The organism is Fontibacillus forbon, assembly GCF_046559655.1.
Taxonomy (GTDB): domain Bacteria; phylum Bacillota; class Bacilli; order Paenibacillales; family Paenibacillaceae; genus Fontibacillus.
The window spans coordinates 1-16750 of record NZ_JBKGFV010000006.1 but is presented as its reverse complement, the minus strand read 5'-3'; the positions used below and the strand labels follow the sequence as shown (position 1 = coordinate 16750).

The window sequence follows — 16750 nt, the reverse complement described above, 5'->3', positions numbered from 1 at the left end:
ACTTTCCGCCTTCTGCTCGAATTGAATAGGGAGGAGGGACAGGCTTATGACGGTAAAACCCAATCATGTTACGATCAAGGGCATCAAAGATGGCCTGGTTTTCCTGCTGGACGACAAGTGCGAATTCGAAACCTTGCTAGAGGAACTGCGTTATAAATTAGAGCATAGCCATCAAAATATTTTGACCGGTCCAATCATACATGTTGATGTAAAGCTGGGAGCAAGGATCGTAAGCGATGACGAGAAAGAGTTGATCCTTGATATATTGAGGCAGAAGGGCAACCTGCTTATCCGCTCTGTGGAGATGCCGGAGCTTGCGCCTGCCGCGGATCCGATGGAATCTTTGACTACGATGTGCGGGATTGTCCGGTCAGGTCAAGTGCTTCACCATGAAGGGAACCTGATGTTCCTTGGAGACGTGAATCCTGGAGGGACTATCGCTTGCACGGGTGACATTTTTATCCTTGGATCATTGCGAGGTATGGCGCATGCAGGGGTGGAGGGCAACGAAGAAGCGGTAATAGCGGCCTCTTATTTGGCACCTACCCAGCTCCGAATTGCCGAGATCATCAGCCGGCCTCCGGATGAATGGGAGAACCGGGAGACCAGCATGGAATTTGCTTTTTTGCGTGACGGAAAGATGCAGATTGACAAAATTAGCAATATGCTCCGGATCAGGCCGGATTTTATCGCGTTTAAAGGGGTGTAATCTATGGGAGAAGCTATCGTTGTCACATCCGGTAAAGGCGGTGTGGGGAAGACGACCACCTCGGCCAACATAGGCACGGCGCTTGCGCTGCTTGGCAAAAAGGTGTGTCTGGTGGATACGGATATCGGACTGCGGAATCTGGACGTCGTTATGGGTCTCGAAAACCGAATCATTTATGATTTGATCGATGTGGCGGAAGGGCGTTGCCGGTTGAATCAGGCTCTTGTCAAGGATAAACGTTTTGACGAGTTATATATGCTGCCCGCGGCGCAAACCAAGGACAAGAACGCCGTGAGTCCGGAGCAGGTCAAGGATATCATCCTTGAATTGAAAAAAGAACATGAATACGTGATTATCGACTGTCCTGCCGGGATCGAGCAAGGATTCAAAAATGCGATTGCCGGTGCGGACCAAGCTATTGTCGTGACTACGCCGGAGCATGCCGCGGTGCGGGATGCGGACCGGATTATCGGCCTGCTTGAAAGCTCGCATATCGCTTCGCCCAAATTGATCGTTAACCGCATCAGGGCAAACATGGTTAAGGCCGGCGACATGCTTGAAATCGAAGATATCCTCCAGGTATTGAATATCGATCTGATCGGTATCGTGCCGGATGACGAGGCTGTTATCAAAGCCGCCAATTCCGGCGAGCCTACGGTGATGAATCCCGATTCCCGGGCGGCCATCGCCTACCGGAACATCGCCCGCAGAATATTGGGGGATACGGTTCCGCTGATGCTTCTGGATCAGAAAAAGGGTATGTTTACGCGCTTCAAAAAGTTTTTTGGAATGGGTTGATTTCCGTTGTTTTTTAAACTGAAAAAATTGGACTGGCCGATGGTGGGCATCCTCGTCGTATTCATGGTGTTCAGCACGCTGCTGGTTCGAAGCGCAATCGCTCCCTACGAAACGCAATTTAGAGCCTACGATTTGAAGACGCTTGGATTTTATCTTGTCGGATTTATCGTCGTGTTCGGAATGTCTCTGGTGGATTACCGGACGCTTTTGAAATACAGCTGGTATATTTACGGGGGAGGCTGCTTTCTTCTCATCTTGGTGTTTTTGTTTGCCCCTGAAATTAATGGAGCCCGCAGTTGGTTTATGCTTCCGGGAGGCCTACAGTTTCAACCGGCCGAGCTGGTCAAGGTTATCTTGATTCTGACTACGGCTTACTTGCTGGGTCAACGAAACGGACAGCCGCTGCGCTTCCGCCGGGATATTATTCCCATCGCGGCAGTGACCATGCTTCCGTTTATTTTGGTGCTTATCCAACCCGATCTGGGCAACGCCATTATATATTTGGTCGTATTAGTCGCCATGCTGTGGATCGGCAATACGAAATATAGCCATGTGCTGATCGGACTTACCGCCGTCATCGCGGCTTTAATTGCTTTTGTCACCATTTTCAACAGCTACAATGTGCAAATTCACGATTATCTGGAACAGCACAAGAAGCTGCACTGGTACCAGCGGATCAATACGTTTATTAATCCGGATCAGGCTTCAAGCGACGACAAGCATCAATCCAGTTACGCCAAAATCGCAATAGGTTCCGGGGGATTGCTGGGAGACGGATATTTGCAAGGCGAACTGAAAAATAAAAAATTCGTTCCCTATCCATATTCGGACTCCATATTCGTCGTGGTCGGCGAAGAATTCGGATTTCTCGGCTCCGCTTTACTGCTCCTCATCTACTTCCTGTTTATTTACAGGATGATTCTTATTGCCTTGCATTGCATCGACAAGAGGGGTGCCTATATGATCGTCGGCATTGCCGCGATGTTTTTGTTCCAGATTTTCGAGAATGTCGGAATGATGATCGGATTGATGCCGATAACGGGAATAACGCTCCCCTTTATCAGTTACGGCGGGACCTCGTTGCTGATCAATATGCTGTGCATCGGACTGGTATTCAGTATAAAGCTGCATCAGGAAAAGTATAAGGTAGACTAAATAACCGGTGCCGATGGGCATCGGTTATTTGTATTTGGTATATTGAAAATCAGGAAGCGTTACGGGCTCCCTCCGCAAGAAGCTCGTTCATATTCTGGTCAAGCCCCTCATACATATATAGCACGAGATGTGATCGGAGGGTGCGGAACATGGACGTGAAATCGAATGTGCGAAAGCGGCGCGAAGAACGAATTAGACAGTTGACCGCAGGTGATTTGGCCAAAAGAGAGCATCCCACTGATTTTGATGAAATGCCTTCCGGAAAGGGAGAGGGATATATCGGCCGGACAGGCAAGCCGATCTCAAAGCCCCTCTTTCCGGCCGATACGGAAGAGCCGGATCCGGAGTTGCTCTGGAAACGGGGACAGGGCCGTTGGAATGGTATGGATGTGACGGGGCCTGGGGAGGGCGGATTTTCCGGCAGGAGCCGGACATCGTTTTGGAGTATGCTCTTTATACGAATGGTGATCAGCACGCTTCTGTTTGCCGCTTTATGGGGAATTGAAAAGTATGAACCCGGCTGGTCTCTTCCGGTCCGTGCGTTCGTGGCCCAGTCGCTCACAAAGGAAATGGATTTCAGTGCGGCCGAGGCCTGGTATGAAAGAACGTTTGGGGGGCCGCCTTCTTTTATTCCAATATTTAAGCATCATGAGGAGAAAGGTTTAAAAGTGGGATCGGCAAACGGGTTTACGCTTCCGATTAGCGGTACGCTTGCTGCTCCATTTGCTCTTAATCTCAAGGGAGTCGAAATCATTCCTGCAGAAGATTCGGATCGCGGCGAACAGGTTAAAAGCGTAGAAACGGGACGTGTGTTGACCGTTGCCCGCGACGCTTTCACGGGGATGACCGTCACGGTCCAGCATGCGGGAGGATATACGTCGGTGTATGGCCATTTGGACCAATTATCGGTAGCTAAAGGGGATTGGGTGGAAAGCGGTGATATTATCGGGAGCCTTCCGCCCCCAAAAGATTCCGTTCGCTCTACCTTGTATTTTGCCATGAAAAAAGATGATCGGCATATCGATCCCGCGGATGTGATTCCGTTTGATTAAATGGAGCGGCATGAGTATCTCCTTCCATCCCTTTTTTGTCCTGATTATGCTTGCTTCGGTTTTTACCGGCCATTTTTTGGAGTTGCTCGCCTTGTTTGCGATCGTCTTTGTGCATGAGCTCGGTCATGTTGCCTGTGCACGCCTGTTCGGCATTAGCGTAATATCCGTTCAAATGCTTCCGTTTGGCGGCGTTGCGGTAATGGAAGATACCGGACACTTAACCGCCGGCCGCGAAGTTGCCATCGCGCTCGCCGGCCCGGCGCAAAATCTGCTGCTGATCGGAATATCCTGGCTTCTTCATGCCGCCGGCATTTGGGAGGGGCCCTTTTTTTCATATTTTGTACAGAGCAATTTGCTTATTGCCTTGTTCAACTTGCTGCCGATCCTGCCGCTGGATGGGGGGAAGATCTGCCAGGCTTTGTGCAGCATCGGACTTCCTTTTCATACCACACTGGTTTGGTCGCTAAGAATCAGCATCTTATTTAGCCTGCTGGTGATCCTGTATTCTCTGATTCCGCTGTTGCTGGGATACGGAGCCTTGCAACTCAATTTGCTGCTGGTGGGGGCATTTTTGTTATATTCCAACCTTACGGATTACAGGAATATTCCATACCGGTTTTTGCGCTTTCTGGTTAACCGCGAGCATGCATTTACCCGCCATCTGTTGACCGGAAGTTTGGCTCAGCCGATTGTAGCCGACAAAGCGAAACCTTTGGATGGTCTTTTGCGTCTCTTTAGGAGGGAAAAGTATCATTTCATCTATATTATGAATGCTCAAGGGAATATTGTAGCCGTGGTGCCGGAGCAGAGGGTGATTTCCTCTTATTTGCGGGGGGACCCCGGCGCTTGAATTCCTGAAGCCATGGTATAATGGAGAAAATAGTTTGGATAGAACGTAGAGTGAGGGTGAGATCAATGAAACAGTTGATTGTTCACTGCGGCCCTGATTCCACCCAGATGGCGCTGCTGGAAGAAGACAAGCTGGTGGAATATGCAGCCGAGCGTTCTCAAAAAAGAGGACTTGTTGGCAGTTTTTTTAAAGGAAAAGTAATGAATGTAATTCCCGGAATGCAAGCCGCTTTTGTCGATATCGGCCAAAAGAAAAATGCGTTCCTCTATATTGATGATTTGCTGCACCCGCATTTGGAGAAACAGCCCAAGCAAAAGCCTTCCATATCGGATTTGCTTAAGCCGGGCCAGGAACTGATCTTGCAAGTGGTGAAGGAAGCCATGGGCAACAAGGGAGCAAGGGTAACGACGCATTATTCGCTTCCCGGGCGGTGGCTCGTATACATGCCATCGGCCGGCTATGTGGCCGTATCCAAGAAGATCGGACACGAGGAAGAGCGCCAGCGGTTAAAGGAGATAGGTGAAGAGCTGCGGATGCCTGAAGAAGGGCTTATCCTCCGCACGATAGCGGAACACGAGGAGAAGGAAGCGATCGCGGAAGACCTGTTGCAGTTAAGGCAGCAGTGGGAGAGTATTTTGGATAAAGGCGCATCGGCACCGGCTCCTTCCACGCTGCACCAGGATCTCAGCATGGTGCAGCGTTTGATGCGGGATGTCTACAGTCCGGAAACGGACGAACTGATCATGGACTGTCCGGAGCAAGCCGGCGAAGCCGCATCTTTTTTGACAACGATGCTGCAAGGAAAAAGTCCGGAAATCCGGATTTACGGAGGGGATATCCCTTTGTTTGAATATATGGGTATCCGACAGCAACTGGATAAGGACTTTCAACGCAAACTATGGCTTCCGGGAGGCGGATATCTCGTCTGGGACACCACGGAAGCGCTGACGGTCATCGATGTGAACACAGGGAAGTTTACCGGAGGAGAAAATTTGGAGGATACCGTTTTCAGGACGAATCTGGAAGCGGCCCGGGAGATTGCCCGGCTTGTCCGGCTTCGGGATACCGGAGGGATCATTATCGTTGATTTTATCGATATGAGCAGCGAAGATCATCGTGCAGCGGTGCTGGACATGCTTGAGAACTCGTTGACAGGGGATCGGACGCAACATCATATTTTGGGGTGGACCAAACTGGGGCTGCTTGAAATGACCCGGAAAAGAATGAGGGAGCAACCTGTTTTTTAAGTTGTGATTGATTTCTTTATAAACCCATGGTAGTATATTAGGGTATGTGTTATGAGTTTGTCTTGTACACATGCTGTAACCGCTCCGATCGGGTTGGGAAGTCCGTCTGTTCCTAGGGACGGCGGCACCTGAATCAGGCGAGTCTGAGACATGAGGAGGTGCAAGCAAAATGTACGCAATTATCGAAACCGGCGGTAAACAATACCGTGTTCAAGAAGGCGATGTTCTTTACATCGAGAAATTGAACGCTGAGGATGGCGCTAGTGTGACGTTCGACCGCGTGTTGGCAGTGTCGAAAGGTGAAGGTTTGGTAACGGGCGCTCCATTGGTATCCGGCGCAAGTGTAACGGCGAAAGTCGAAAAACACGGCAAAGGCCAAAAAGTGATCGTATACAAATACAAGCCTAAGAAGAACTACCACAAAAAACAAGGTCATCGTCAACCTTACACGAAAGTGACCATCGAGAAAATTCAAGCGTAAGAAGGTGCGGTAGATGATTATCGTCTCCATATTGCGCAGTCGGGATAACGATATTAAAGGATTTGAAGTGTCAGGTCATGCTGGCTACGCCAAATCAGGACAGGATATTGTATGTGCCGGTGTATCAGCCGTTACCGTAGGTACGGTGAATTCCATTGAGGCACTTACGGGTACCGTGATGGATGCCGAGATGAAAAACGGCTTTCTGAATGCGAATCTTCCCGATAATATTCATCCGGATGCGGTCCGCCAGGTGCAACTTCTGCTATCGTCCATGGTCGTTATGCTACAGAGTATCGAAGGCTCATACGGAAAGTATATTCAAATAAAAGACGTGAATATTTGAAGAAGGAGGTAGATGGACAATGTTGAAATTGGATCTTCAGTTGTTCGCTTCGAAAAAGGGCGTAGGCTCCACGAAAAACGGACGCGACAGTATCGCGAAACGTCTTGGCGTTAAACGTGCTGACGGTCAAACAGTTACCGGCGGAAGCATTCTCGTGCGTCAACGCGGCACGAAAATTCACCCGGGTACTAACGTGGGAATCGGTAAAGATGACACGCTGTTTGCAAAAGTGGACGGCGTCGTGAAATTCGAACGTTGGGGTCGCGACCGTAAAAAAGTGAGCGTCTACCCAGTGGAAACCGCTCCTGTAGCGGCTGCAGTGGAAGCTTAAGAGCTTCGCTCGGTTAGCCATAGCTTTATAAAGCCCTCGGCATGTGAATGCCGGGGGCTTTTTTGATGATAGCGGCGTAATAAGGCAGTGGGAACAGGTTACGGCCGCCGAATGTTTTTTCTGAGTGAAGCAGAAAGTATACATTTTGGAACGTTATTTGGACAAGGTTTATGATATACTGGGTATTGATGTCAGGGTGGAAAGTTCACCCAATCTGTTTAGAGGAACGGGGAAACTCATGAAACATCGGTTTACGGCGCCGGCGATCGTGGCGACGCTATCCATTGCTTGTCTGATCCTTATGTATTTTTTTCACTCGCCGGCGGCTTTTATATTTATCAGCCTGTGCCTGCTGCTCGTGTTTTTTATGCATGTAAGGTATGTAAAGAGACAAGCGGAAAAAGAGCGAAAACAATTGCTCGAATCCGTACAAAGGACGGCTGCGGCGACCCTTGGTCATCATCGGCATGATTGGATGAACGATCTGCAGATTTTATACGGATATATTCAGTTAGGCAAGTATGATAAACTGGCGGGCTGTGTGGAAAGAATAAAAGAACGCATGGCAGCGGACAGTAAAATTTCCAGACTGGGCATCCCGTCGCTTGTCTTTTATTTGCACTCGTTCCGTGAATTAAACAGTTCGGTTCAACTTGAGGTATGCATTCAGGAAGATTTGCAGCTCGGAGACCTGCTCATGGCGGAGGATGCGGAACAATTCACGGAAGCGATTATTGCGACAATTAGAGCTTATCAGTTTACGGGAAGATCCTCCTGGGGTGAAGTACTGCAGCTTAAACTGTCGATTTGCCGGGAAGGCGGCGAGATATTGGCCGTGTTTGAACGTCAAGATAACGTTTCCGACAACGTAGAGATATTGAAACGGCACCTGGATGAATGGAATTCCGGCAAAAGAGTGCTGGCGGAGCAAATTGATTCGAAGCACGAATCCTTAAGGCTTCGGGTAGCCTGCGCAAACTAGAATGAGGTGAATGCATGTTTGTAGATAAAGCGAAGATTTATGTTAAAGGCGGCGACGGTGGCGATGGAATCGTGTCGTTCCGGAGGGAGAAATACGTACCGGAAGGAGGCCCTGCCGGCGGCGACGGCGGCAAGGGAGGAGATGTCATCTTCCGGGTAGACGAGGGTCTCAGGACGTTGATGGACTTCCGCTATCAGCGCCATTTCAAGGCGCAACGCGGTGAGAAAGGACGGAACAAAAGCCAGCACGGGGCCAATGCGGAAAGTATGATCGTACGCATTCCTCCGGGAACCGTGATCATCGACGATGACACGCAGGAAGTGCTGGCGGATATGACCCGTCACGGCCAGCAAATCGTTGTTGCCAGAGGCGGCCGCGGGGGGCGTGGGAACATCCGCTTTGCCACGCCGAATAATCCGGCCCCGGAACTGGCTGAACACGGCGAAGAAGGCCAGGAACGGTGGATCGTACTCGAACTGAAAGTGATGGCCGATGTTGGACTTGTCGGCTTCCCGAGCGTCGGCAAATCGACTTTGCTTTCCGTAGTATCGGCGGCGAAACCGAAGATCGGTGCGTACCATTTTACCACGATAACGCCAAATCTTGGGGTTGTAGATGTTAGCGAAGGCCGAAGCTTCGTAATGGCCGATCTTCCGGGACTTATTGAAGGAGCCCATGAAGGCGTCGGATTGGGACATGAATTTTTGCGCCATGTGGAACGGACCAGGGTGATCATTCATGTCGTTGATATGGCCGGATCGGAAGGGCGCGATCCGTTTGACGATTGGATGAAAATCAATGATGAACTCAAGTTGTATAATGCGGAACTGGAGAACCGGCCGCAAATCGTAGCCGCTAATAAAATGGACATGCCCGAATCGCAGGAGAATTTGGAAAAATTCCGGGAGCAGGTCAAGGAAGTTCGTCCGGATCTCGAAATTTTGCCGATTTCTTCATTGACCCGCCAAGGCGTTCAGGAGCTTCTTTACCGGGCCGCCGATTTACTGGATCAAATACCTGAGGCTCCGGCGATCGAAGAAGTCCAAGAGCTGGACGAACGGAAGATATACAAGCTGGATAAGAGTGATGACAACAGCTTTACGATCCGCAGAGAGAACGAAACCTTCATTGTCGAGAGCGTCAAGATCGAGCGCATGATGAAGCGGATGCAGTTGAATACCCATGATGCCATCTTGAAATTGGCTCGCACGCTTCGCCATATGGGCGTGGATGAGGAATTGCGGAACCGCGGCGCAAAAGACGGGACCTTGGTTCGTATCGGCGATTTCGAATTCGAGTTCGTCGAAGGCAGCAGCTACTACTACTAAACCGATAGACATGACGAAACGGGTACCATCCTGAAGAGGATGCTGTAGCCGTTTCTGCTTATCTAAGCCTCGAAAATCCTTCATTGTCAGGCATCCCCTCGATCCTATGCTGAAATTTCCGCACTTTATATTCACAAAAGTGGATTGCCTCCATGGAAGCTTTCCGTTATAATGTCCACTATAGAAAAACAAAAGTCTTTAAGGAGAGGACGTTTGTGAAAGAACGCTATTATTTGATCCGTGAGGATATTTTGCCTGAAGCGGTGATTAAGACGTTGCAGGTCAAGCAGCTTCTGGCGGCGGGCGATGCGAAAACCGTTCATGAAGCGGTGGCGCAAGTGGGGTTAAGCCGCAGCGCATTTTATAAATACAAAGACGGCATTCATCTTCTTAATCAGATGGAACGGGAAAGCATAGTGACCATATCCTTCGATCTGGAGCATCGTTCCGGCATTTTATCCAAAGTGTTGTCGCTCATTGCCGGATCGGGAGGCAATGTTCTGACGATTAATCAGAGTATTCCGCTCCAGGGAAGAGCCAATGTGGTCATTTCCGTGGAAACTTCCCGGCTGACGGAAGAATTCGATGCCTTGATGGAACTGCTTCAAACTACTCCCGGCGTCAGAAAAACGCAGATCGTCGGCCAGGGTTAAGTCTTTTTGGTTACAGAAAGAAACGAAAAACGGAGTTAAGGGGAGGGGTCGTAAATTGAAACCCGTTAAAGTAGGTTTGCTTGGATTGGGAACGGTGGGAACCGGCGTCGTCCGTATTGTAGAGGGACATCAGGAGGACTTGAGCAGTCAAGTCGGGTCTCCGATCGTGATCGAGAAAGTAGCGGTCAAAAGTCTGGATAAAAAACGGAGCATTGAAATAGACCGCAGCAAATTGACGGAGGATCCCTGGGAAGTCATCCGCGATCCGGAAATCGACGTTATCGTGGAAGTTATGGGCGGCGTTGCGGGTACAAAAGAATATATTTTGGAAGCCCTCGACCGGGGGAAACATATCGTTACGGCCAATAAAGATTTGATGGCTCTTTACGGTTCCGAAATTTTGGCCAAAGCGCTGGAAAAACAGTGCGACGTGTTTTATGAAGCGAGCGTGGCTGGCGGCATTCCGATTATCCGTACATTGATCGAAGGCTTCTCCTCGGATCGGATCATGAAAATCATGGGCATCGTAAACGGAACGACGAACTATATTCTTTCAAAAATGAGCCAGGAAGGGGCTTCTTACGAAGATGTGCTGACGGAAGCTCAGGAACTTGGCTATGCCGAAGCGGATCCGACTTCCGATGTGGAAGGTTTGGATGCGGCGCGCAAAATGGCCATACTTGGAACGCTAGGGTTCCGGACGAATGTCGAACTGCAGGATGTACAGGTTCGGGGAATTTCATCCGTGTCCAAAGAAGACATTCAGTATGCCAAACGTCTCGGCTATGAAATGAAGCTGCTTGGTATCGCGGATCGTCAGGATGATGAATTCAGCATCACCGTACAGCCGACCATGGTCAAGAAAACCCATCCGATTGCAGCGGTAAACGGAGTTTATAACGCGGTTTACGTCTATGGGGAAGCTGTGGGAGAAACCATGTTCTACGGCGCGGGAGCCGGGGAAATGCCGACGGCGACTTCCGTCGTTGCCGATTTGGTAGCGGTGGTCAAGAACCTTAAACTGGGGGTCAACGGACTGAAAGCCATCGTGCCTTACAAGCCGAAGAAGCTGAAGAACGACGAGCAGATCTCGTTCAAAAACTTCCTGTTGCTTCAGGTTTCCGACAAAGCGGGGGTACTGGCGCAAATTACGCAGGTCTTCGCGGAGTACGAAGTGAGCCTGGAGTCGGTGGTCCAATCGCCGAACGCGGACACGCCGGATGCCGAAATCATGATCGTGACCCATAATGCCAGCAAGGCAAGCATGGATCAGGTATTGCATCATTTTGAAGGATTGGATGTAATCCGCCGGGTCAAGAGCGTATATCGGGTGGAAGGGTAGAAGTCGGGATTGCGAATATTCCGATTATTGCGAATTTCATATTCATAAAGGAGTTTCAAATGAGCGGCATTAGCATTGTACAAAAACGCAAAGAATACGAAGGGAGGGGTGCCCATGATCCGCAGTGAAGGGGTTCGGGTTAAAATTCCGGCAAGTACGGCGAATTTGGGACCGGGTTTCGATACGCTTGGCATGGCGCTTACCCTCTATGCTTGGATCGAGATGAAACCGGCGGAAACCACTCTTTTTCACCTTCATGGCGATAATTTGGAGGGACTGCCGAAGGATAAAAGCAATCTGATTTACAAAGTAGCCCAGTCGGTGTTTGCCGAGGCGGGAGTATCGATCCCGGAATTGGAGATTACGATGTACTCTGATATTCCATTGACCCGCGGGCTTGGGAGCAGCGCTTCGGCCATCGTCGGGGCTCTGTTCGCCGCCAATCTGCTGATCGGGTCGCCATTGGACCTGGAGAAATTGTTCGATATGGCTACCTCGCTCGAGAATCATCCCGATAATGTAGGAGCTTCCCTGTTTGGCGGTATAATAACGGCGATTTGGGACGGCTCTCATGCTACGGCGCTGCGCATTGAACCGCCTGCCGATCTTGAAGTATTGGTGGCTATTCCGGATTTTCAGCTTTCGACCTCTAAGGCGCGCGAGGTTTTGCCGAAACAGGTTGGCATGAGCGACGCCGTATATAACATAAGCCGGACTTCCCTGCTGACGGCTGCTATGGCCTCAGGCCGATTGGATCTCATTAAGGAGTCGATGCGCGACCGGCTGCATCAGCCGTTCAGGGCTTCGCTGATTCCGGGAATGGCCCGAATTCTTGAAGAGGCCACTCTGCATGGTGCGCTTGGTACGGCCCTTAGCGGCGCCGGCCCTACCTTGCTGTCGCTGGTTGATCGCAATAGCAATCAGGTCGGGGAACTCGAAGCATTCTTGTTGAGCGTTCTTGCAAGCGAGGGCATTCCGGCAAAAACACTTTTACTGAAACCTTGCACAGATGGCGTTACCGAGCTTACTATGTTAAAAGAGGTTTCATTACTGGAAATGATCAAAGGGGAAGTAAAAGCATGAAACGTATTGCATTGCTGCCGGAAGGTTCGGTATCCCACGAGGCGGCGCTTCATTTATTCGGTGACGAGCCGGTAGAGCTGCTTCACTTCAAACAAATTTCGGATGTCTTTATGGCTACCGCGAACGGGAAAAGCGACTACAGCGTAATTCCGATGGAAAATACGATCGAAGGCTCGGTCAGCCTTCACATGGATTGGCTTGTCCACGAGGTGGATATTCCGATGCGAATCGAATGGGTATATCCTTCCATCCAAAACCTAGTCGGCCGGCGCGAAGAACTTGAAGGAACTTCGGGGAGCGGCATTGATTACTCGAAAGTGACGAAAGTACTCTCTCATCCCGTCGCGATGGCGCAGTGCTTGCAGTTTATCCGGTCACGGATGCCTCATGCGGAGCTGGAGCATGTCGGAAGTACGTCAGAGGCGGTGGAACTCGTAAAGCAGCATCCCGGCGTCGGCTGGACTGCTGTTGGGACCGCTTTGGGAGCCAAACATCATGGCCTCGACATCCTGGCGGAAAAAGTTACGGACCACGACAATAACTTTACACGTTTTGTCCTGATCGGCCCCGATCCGCTGCGAATTCCTTCTAATAATTTTGAGGACAAGACGAGTATTCTCGTTACTTTGCCGGAGGATTTTCCAGGAGCGTTGCATCAGGTGTTGTCGGCATTTGCCTGGCGCAAACTGAACCTGTCGCGGATCGAATCCCGGCCGACGAAAAAACGGTTGGGTAGTTATTATTTTTATATGGATGTGCTTGCCCCGATGGACTCGGTGCTTCTTCCTTCCGCAATTGGAGAAATCGAGGCTTTGGGTTGTCAGGTGCGCATTTTGGGCAGCTATCCCAGTTACTCTTATGAAGGACTAAAATCGGAGGTGCAGAAATAGTGGCAGAACAATGGATCTATTTAGACGGACAATTCGTGACAAAAGAGAATGCAAAGGTTTCGGTATTCGACCACGGTTTTTTGTATGGTGACGGGATATTTGAAGGAATTCGCATATATAACGGCAACATTTTTAAATGCAAAGAGCATTTGGATCGTCTATATGATTCGGCAAAATCGATCATGCTCAATATCCCGCTAACGTATCAGGAAATGGAAGAAGCTCTTGTCGAGACACTGCGCCGCAACGAGTTGCGCGATGGCTATATTCGTCTGGTCGTATCGCGCGGGGCCGGCAATTTGGGGCTTGATCCGAACCGTTGCCCGAAGGCCTCCGTCGTGATAATCGTGGAGCAATTGGCCATTTACTCGGAGGAAGCTTATAAAACGGGACTCAAAACCGTATCCGTCTCCACCAAGCGCAATCTTCCGGACGCCCTTAATCCGAAGATCAAGTCGCTTAACTATTTGAACAATATTTTGGTGAAAATCCAGTCCAATCTGTCGGGAGCGGGCGAAGCGATTATGCTGAATGCTCAAGGTTACGTTACCGAGGGCTCGGGCGACAATATTTTTATCGTCAAAAATGGAATGATTACTACGCCTCCGTGCTATCTGGGTGCCTTGGACGGCATTACCCGCCAGGCGATTATCGAGATCTGCGGCAATAAAGGCTATAAGATCAAAGAAGAACCGTTCACGCTTCATGACGTGTATGTTGCGGATGAAGTATTTCTGACGGGGACGGCAGCCGAGGTCATTGCGGTGCGAGAAGTGGACGGACGGATCATCGGTGAAGGTTATGCCGGACCTGTTACGTTGAAGTTGCTTGAAGAATTCCGCAGTATCGTTGACAAAGACGGCTTGAAAGTGTGGTAATTTAATTTTTGGAAATCCTATTCACTCTCGAAAGAGGTGGGTAGGATTTTTTATTTTTCCAGGATGTCAAAAACCTAGGCTTCTGCATAGGATGTATTAATTGGGCCCCGGGCGGGAGAGTCGCGTACCGGAGAAGAAATCTAGGAGGTCTTTAACGCGTGAAAATCCACATTGTAAAAAAGGGCGAATCCTTATTTGATCTTTCGAAAAAGTATAATGTTCCGCTCCAGAAGCTGATTGAAGCCAATCCGCAAATCGTGAATCCGGATCAGTTGAACGTGGGCGACAAGGTAAAAATTCCGGCCGCCGCGGTGCCGATCGATGGTGATGGCGGAAATGTCTACAAGCATGTAGTTAAGCAGGGCGATACCTTATGGAAACTTGCCAAAGCTTGGGGGCTTCCAATGCAATCCCTTGTTCAAGCAAACCCTCAATTAAGTGATCCCAATGCCCTTAAAGTGGGGGAAGTAGTCAATATTCCGACAACCGGGCAATCCACACACGTCAATCCTAATCCGGGTCAGAGTAATGTGAATAAAGCTCCTGTCGGATCCGGGTCCACGGGAAAGAAAAATACGGCGCCAATAGCTGAGAAAAAGACGGAGCAAATGAAGCCAAAACCGGCACCTGTTCCGGCACCTGCCCCAGCACCCGTTCCAGCACCATCGCCGATTAACGTTGAGCCTCCTAAACCTGCGCCGGCAGTACCCGTCCCAATTCAATTGGAAGTAAATGTTGAAAACATCACTTACGAACCGATTAAATATGAAAATCCTCCATTTGAAAACATAAAAGCGGAAGAGTCGCCATGTCCTCCAAAGCACGATTATCCCATGCTACCGAATCCTCAACTTTACCAGGTTGAACAGCCTACTTATATCGCACCGGCTCCGGTTTATCCTTCTTCTCCATGCGGTTGTACGGGAGCCGAGTCGAAAATGGATAATGATAACTTGTTCTATCAATATCAGGTAAATGCCGAGAAAGTCTCCTCCTATTATGATTTTCCGCAGATGCCTCAGGAACATGTCATGGGTATGCAACAACCTTATGACGGAGAGTATCCGGGAATTTCGAACGCTCCTATGCATCAAATGCCAGAATATATGGGGCCTTGCATGCCGGGGTATCCTATCTCTCCATATATGGAGCATTCCATGGAAAATATGCACCATGAATCTCCATGGCAAAATCCGTATATGGACAATTATCCTGTAAATGAAATACATCCAAATGAAATGTATCCAAATGAAATGTATCCAAATGAAATGTATCCAAATGAAATGTATCCCAATGAAATGCATCCCAATGCAATGCATCCCAATGCAATGCATGGAGAAGCCCAACAACAGGGTTATGGCTGGCCGATCCACTATGGGCCGTCTCCTTGCTGCGGATCTTTCCCGATGCATCAACATCCATATCCGCATTATGGCATGATGCATCCATATACAATGCACCCATACGGTTTCCCGCAAGGATATCCGAATCCTTATGGGATTGGAGGGTATGAAGCCCCGGGGATGCCAGGAGTGTCAGGAATTCCGATACAACCGAACGTTCCTATGTCTCCTCTAGGCGGCTTTGGTGTTCCGGAACCTGTGATGTATGACCGGGATGCTGAAAAGGCGGAGACATCGGGAGTGGTTGAACGACAAGGTTCAGAAAAACCGAATCAGGCAAAAGCTCAAACGAAAATAAAGGATAAAGGTAAAAAGGAAGCGAAAATATCAGGCAATGCAGTTTCCGGAAAAACAAATAAGAAGAGAACCGGGGCTGCTTCCGGGAGTTCCGCAAAAAAAGAGCGCCAAAATACGGAGCGCGTAAAACATCCTTCCGATCTACAAAATCCTTGGATTAATGAATAGCGATGTATGGAAAAAGCGGAGCTTCATTCCGCTTTTTCTTTTAATTTGTTGGTTATTGGCCATGTAATTATTTTCAATTGTTAATTTGCTTGAGACAGAGACAGAATTATGATATATTAATTATCCCGATGGAAGAGAAATTATTTCATTGGAATGAAAGCTATCATTAAGCGCTAGATTGAAAAAAGAAGTGCTAGATTGAAAAAAGTTTTTCAAAAAAAGTGCTTGCTTTCTTAGTATCAACATGATATATTATTTAAGTCGCCGCTGGAACGCAGCGACGAGCGAAAGCGAAAGTTGATCTTTGAAAACTGAACAACGAGTGAGTATTAAAATGAGAATTAATTTTCTCGTCAGTTTCAAAATGAGCAAGTCAAACACTTTGATGGAAAGCCGCTCCCCTTCGGGAGAGTAGATCCTTCCATCTTTATTGGAGAGTTTGATCCTGGCTCAGGACGAACGCTGGCGGCGTGCCTAATACATGCAAGTCGAGCGGACTTGATGAGGAGCTTGCTCCTCTGATGGTTAGCGGCGGACGGGTGAGTAACACGTAGGCAACCTGCCCGTAAGACTGGGATAACTACCGGAAACGGTAGCTAATACCGGATAATTTATCTTGCCGCATGGCGAGATAATGAAAGGCGGAGCAATCTGTCACTTACGGATGGGCCTGCGGCGCATTAGCTAGTTGGTGGGGTAACGGCTCACCAAGGCGACGATGCGTAGCCGACCTGAGAGGGTGAACGGCCACACTGGG

Annotated in this window: 17 protein-coding genes, 1 rRNA gene and 1 other annotated feature; all 18 genes read left to right on the top strand. The window is 49.3% G+C overall.

Features of this window, described 5'->3' with window-relative positions:
• Positions 1-46: 46 nt before the first annotated feature.
• A complete protein-coding gene (minC, locus tag ACLB09_RS21175; protein ID WP_410771843.1) occupies positions 47-709 on the top strand; it encodes a septum site-determining protein MinC in 663 nt (220 codons plus the stop codon).
• Between the two features lie 3 nt (positions 710-712).
• On the top strand, positions 713-1507 hold the full coding sequence (minD, locus tag ACLB09_RS21170) for a septum site-determining protein MinD (protein ID WP_410771842.1): 795 nt from the start codon (positions 713-715) through the stop codon (positions 1505-1507).
• A gap of 6 nt (positions 1508-1513) precedes the next feature.
• Positions 1514-2662 (top strand): FtsW/RodA/SpoVE family cell cycle protein, encoded by a 1149-nt coding sequence (locus ACLB09_RS21165; protein ID WP_410771841.1) that lies wholly within the window; start codon positions 1514-1516, stop codon positions 2660-2662.
• A gap of 149 nt (positions 2663-2811) precedes the next feature.
• Positions 2812-3714 (top strand): peptidoglycan DD-metalloendopeptidase family protein, encoded by a 903-nt coding sequence (locus tag ACLB09_RS21160; RefSeq protein WP_410771840.1) that lies wholly within the window; start codon positions 2812-2814, stop codon positions 3712-3714.
• On the top strand, positions 3707-4564 hold the full coding sequence (locus tag ACLB09_RS21155) for a M50 family metallopeptidase (protein WP_410771839.1): 858 nt from the start codon (positions 3707-3709) through the stop codon (positions 4562-4564). Before ACLB09_RS21160 ends, ACLB09_RS21155 begins: the two co-directional genes overlap by 8 nt.
• A 65-nt stretch (positions 4565-4629) precedes the next feature.
• Positions 4630-5811, top strand: coding sequence for an Rne/Rng family ribonuclease (locus ACLB09_RS21150; RefSeq protein WP_410771838.1), 1182 nt, complete (start codon positions 4630-4632; stop codon positions 5809-5811).
• 67 nt (positions 5812-5878) lie between these two features.
• Positions 5879-5966: a sequence feature (ribosomal protein L21 leader region), on the top strand.
• 14 nt (positions 5967-5980) lie between these two features.
• Positions 5981-6292: a 50S ribosomal protein L21 gene (gene rplU, locus ACLB09_RS21145; RefSeq protein ID WP_059040908.1), complete on the top strand. Its 312-nt coding sequence runs from the start codon at positions 5981-5983 to the stop codon at positions 6290-6292.
• 13 nt (positions 6293-6305) lie between these two features.
• Positions 6306-6638: a ribosomal-processing cysteine protease Prp gene (locus ACLB09_RS21140; RefSeq protein WP_410771837.1), complete on the top strand. Its 333-nt coding sequence runs from the start codon at positions 6306-6308 to the stop codon at positions 6636-6638.
• A gap of 19 nt (positions 6639-6657) precedes the next feature.
• Positions 6658-6969: a 50S ribosomal protein L27 gene (gene rpmA / locus ACLB09_RS21135; protein WP_044481732.1), complete on the top strand. Its 312-nt coding sequence runs from the start codon at positions 6658-6660 to the stop codon at positions 6967-6969.
• Positions 6970-7207: 238 nt separating this feature from the next.
• Entirely contained in the window at positions 7208-7951 is a 744-nt protein-coding gene (locus ACLB09_RS21130; RefSeq protein ID WP_410771836.1) for a Spo0B domain-containing protein, read from the top strand.
• Between the two features lie 14 nt (positions 7952-7965).
• Positions 7966-9279 carry a GTPase ObgE gene (gene obgE, locus ACLB09_RS21125; RefSeq protein ID WP_410771835.1) on the top strand — a complete coding sequence of 438 codons (1314 nt, stop codon included), beginning with the start codon at positions 7966-7968 and terminating at the stop codon, positions 9277-9279.
• A 215-nt stretch (positions 9280-9494) separates the two neighbouring features.
• Entirely contained in the window at positions 9495-9932 is a 438-nt protein-coding gene (locus ACLB09_RS21120) for an ACT domain-containing protein (RefSeq protein WP_410771834.1), read from the top strand.
• Between the two features lie 55 nt (positions 9933-9987).
• Positions 9988-11274, top strand: coding sequence for a homoserine dehydrogenase (locus tag ACLB09_RS21115; RefSeq protein WP_410771833.1), 1287 nt, complete (start codon positions 9988-9990; stop codon positions 11272-11274).
• A 114-nt stretch (positions 11275-11388) separates the two neighbouring features.
• The gene (gene thrB, locus ACLB09_RS21110; protein WP_410771832.1) at positions 11389-12357 is read left to right on the top strand and encodes a homoserine kinase; all 969 of its coding nucleotides are present in this window, start codon (positions 11389-11391) and stop codon (positions 12355-12357) included.
• Positions 12354-13247, top strand: a complete 894-nt coding sequence (pheA, locus tag ACLB09_RS21105) for a prephenate dehydratase (RefSeq protein WP_410771831.1) — start codon at positions 12354-12356, stop codon at positions 13245-13247. Before thrB ends, pheA begins: the two co-directional genes overlap by 4 nt.
• Positions 13247-14125, top strand: coding sequence for a branched-chain-amino-acid transaminase (gene ilvE / locus ACLB09_RS21100; RefSeq protein ID WP_410771830.1), 879 nt, complete (start codon positions 13247-13249; stop codon positions 14123-14125). Before pheA ends, ilvE begins: the two co-directional genes overlap by 1 nt.
• A gap of 158 nt (positions 14126-14283) precedes the next feature.
• Positions 14284-15993 carry a LysM peptidoglycan-binding domain-containing protein gene (locus ACLB09_RS21095; protein ID WP_410771829.1) on the top strand — a complete coding sequence of 570 codons (1710 nt, stop codon included), beginning with the start codon at positions 14284-14286 and terminating at the stop codon, positions 15991-15993.
• 427 nt (positions 15994-16420) lie between these two features.
• Positions 16421-16750 (top strand): 16S ribosomal RNA (locus tag ACLB09_RS21090); the annotation flags it as partial.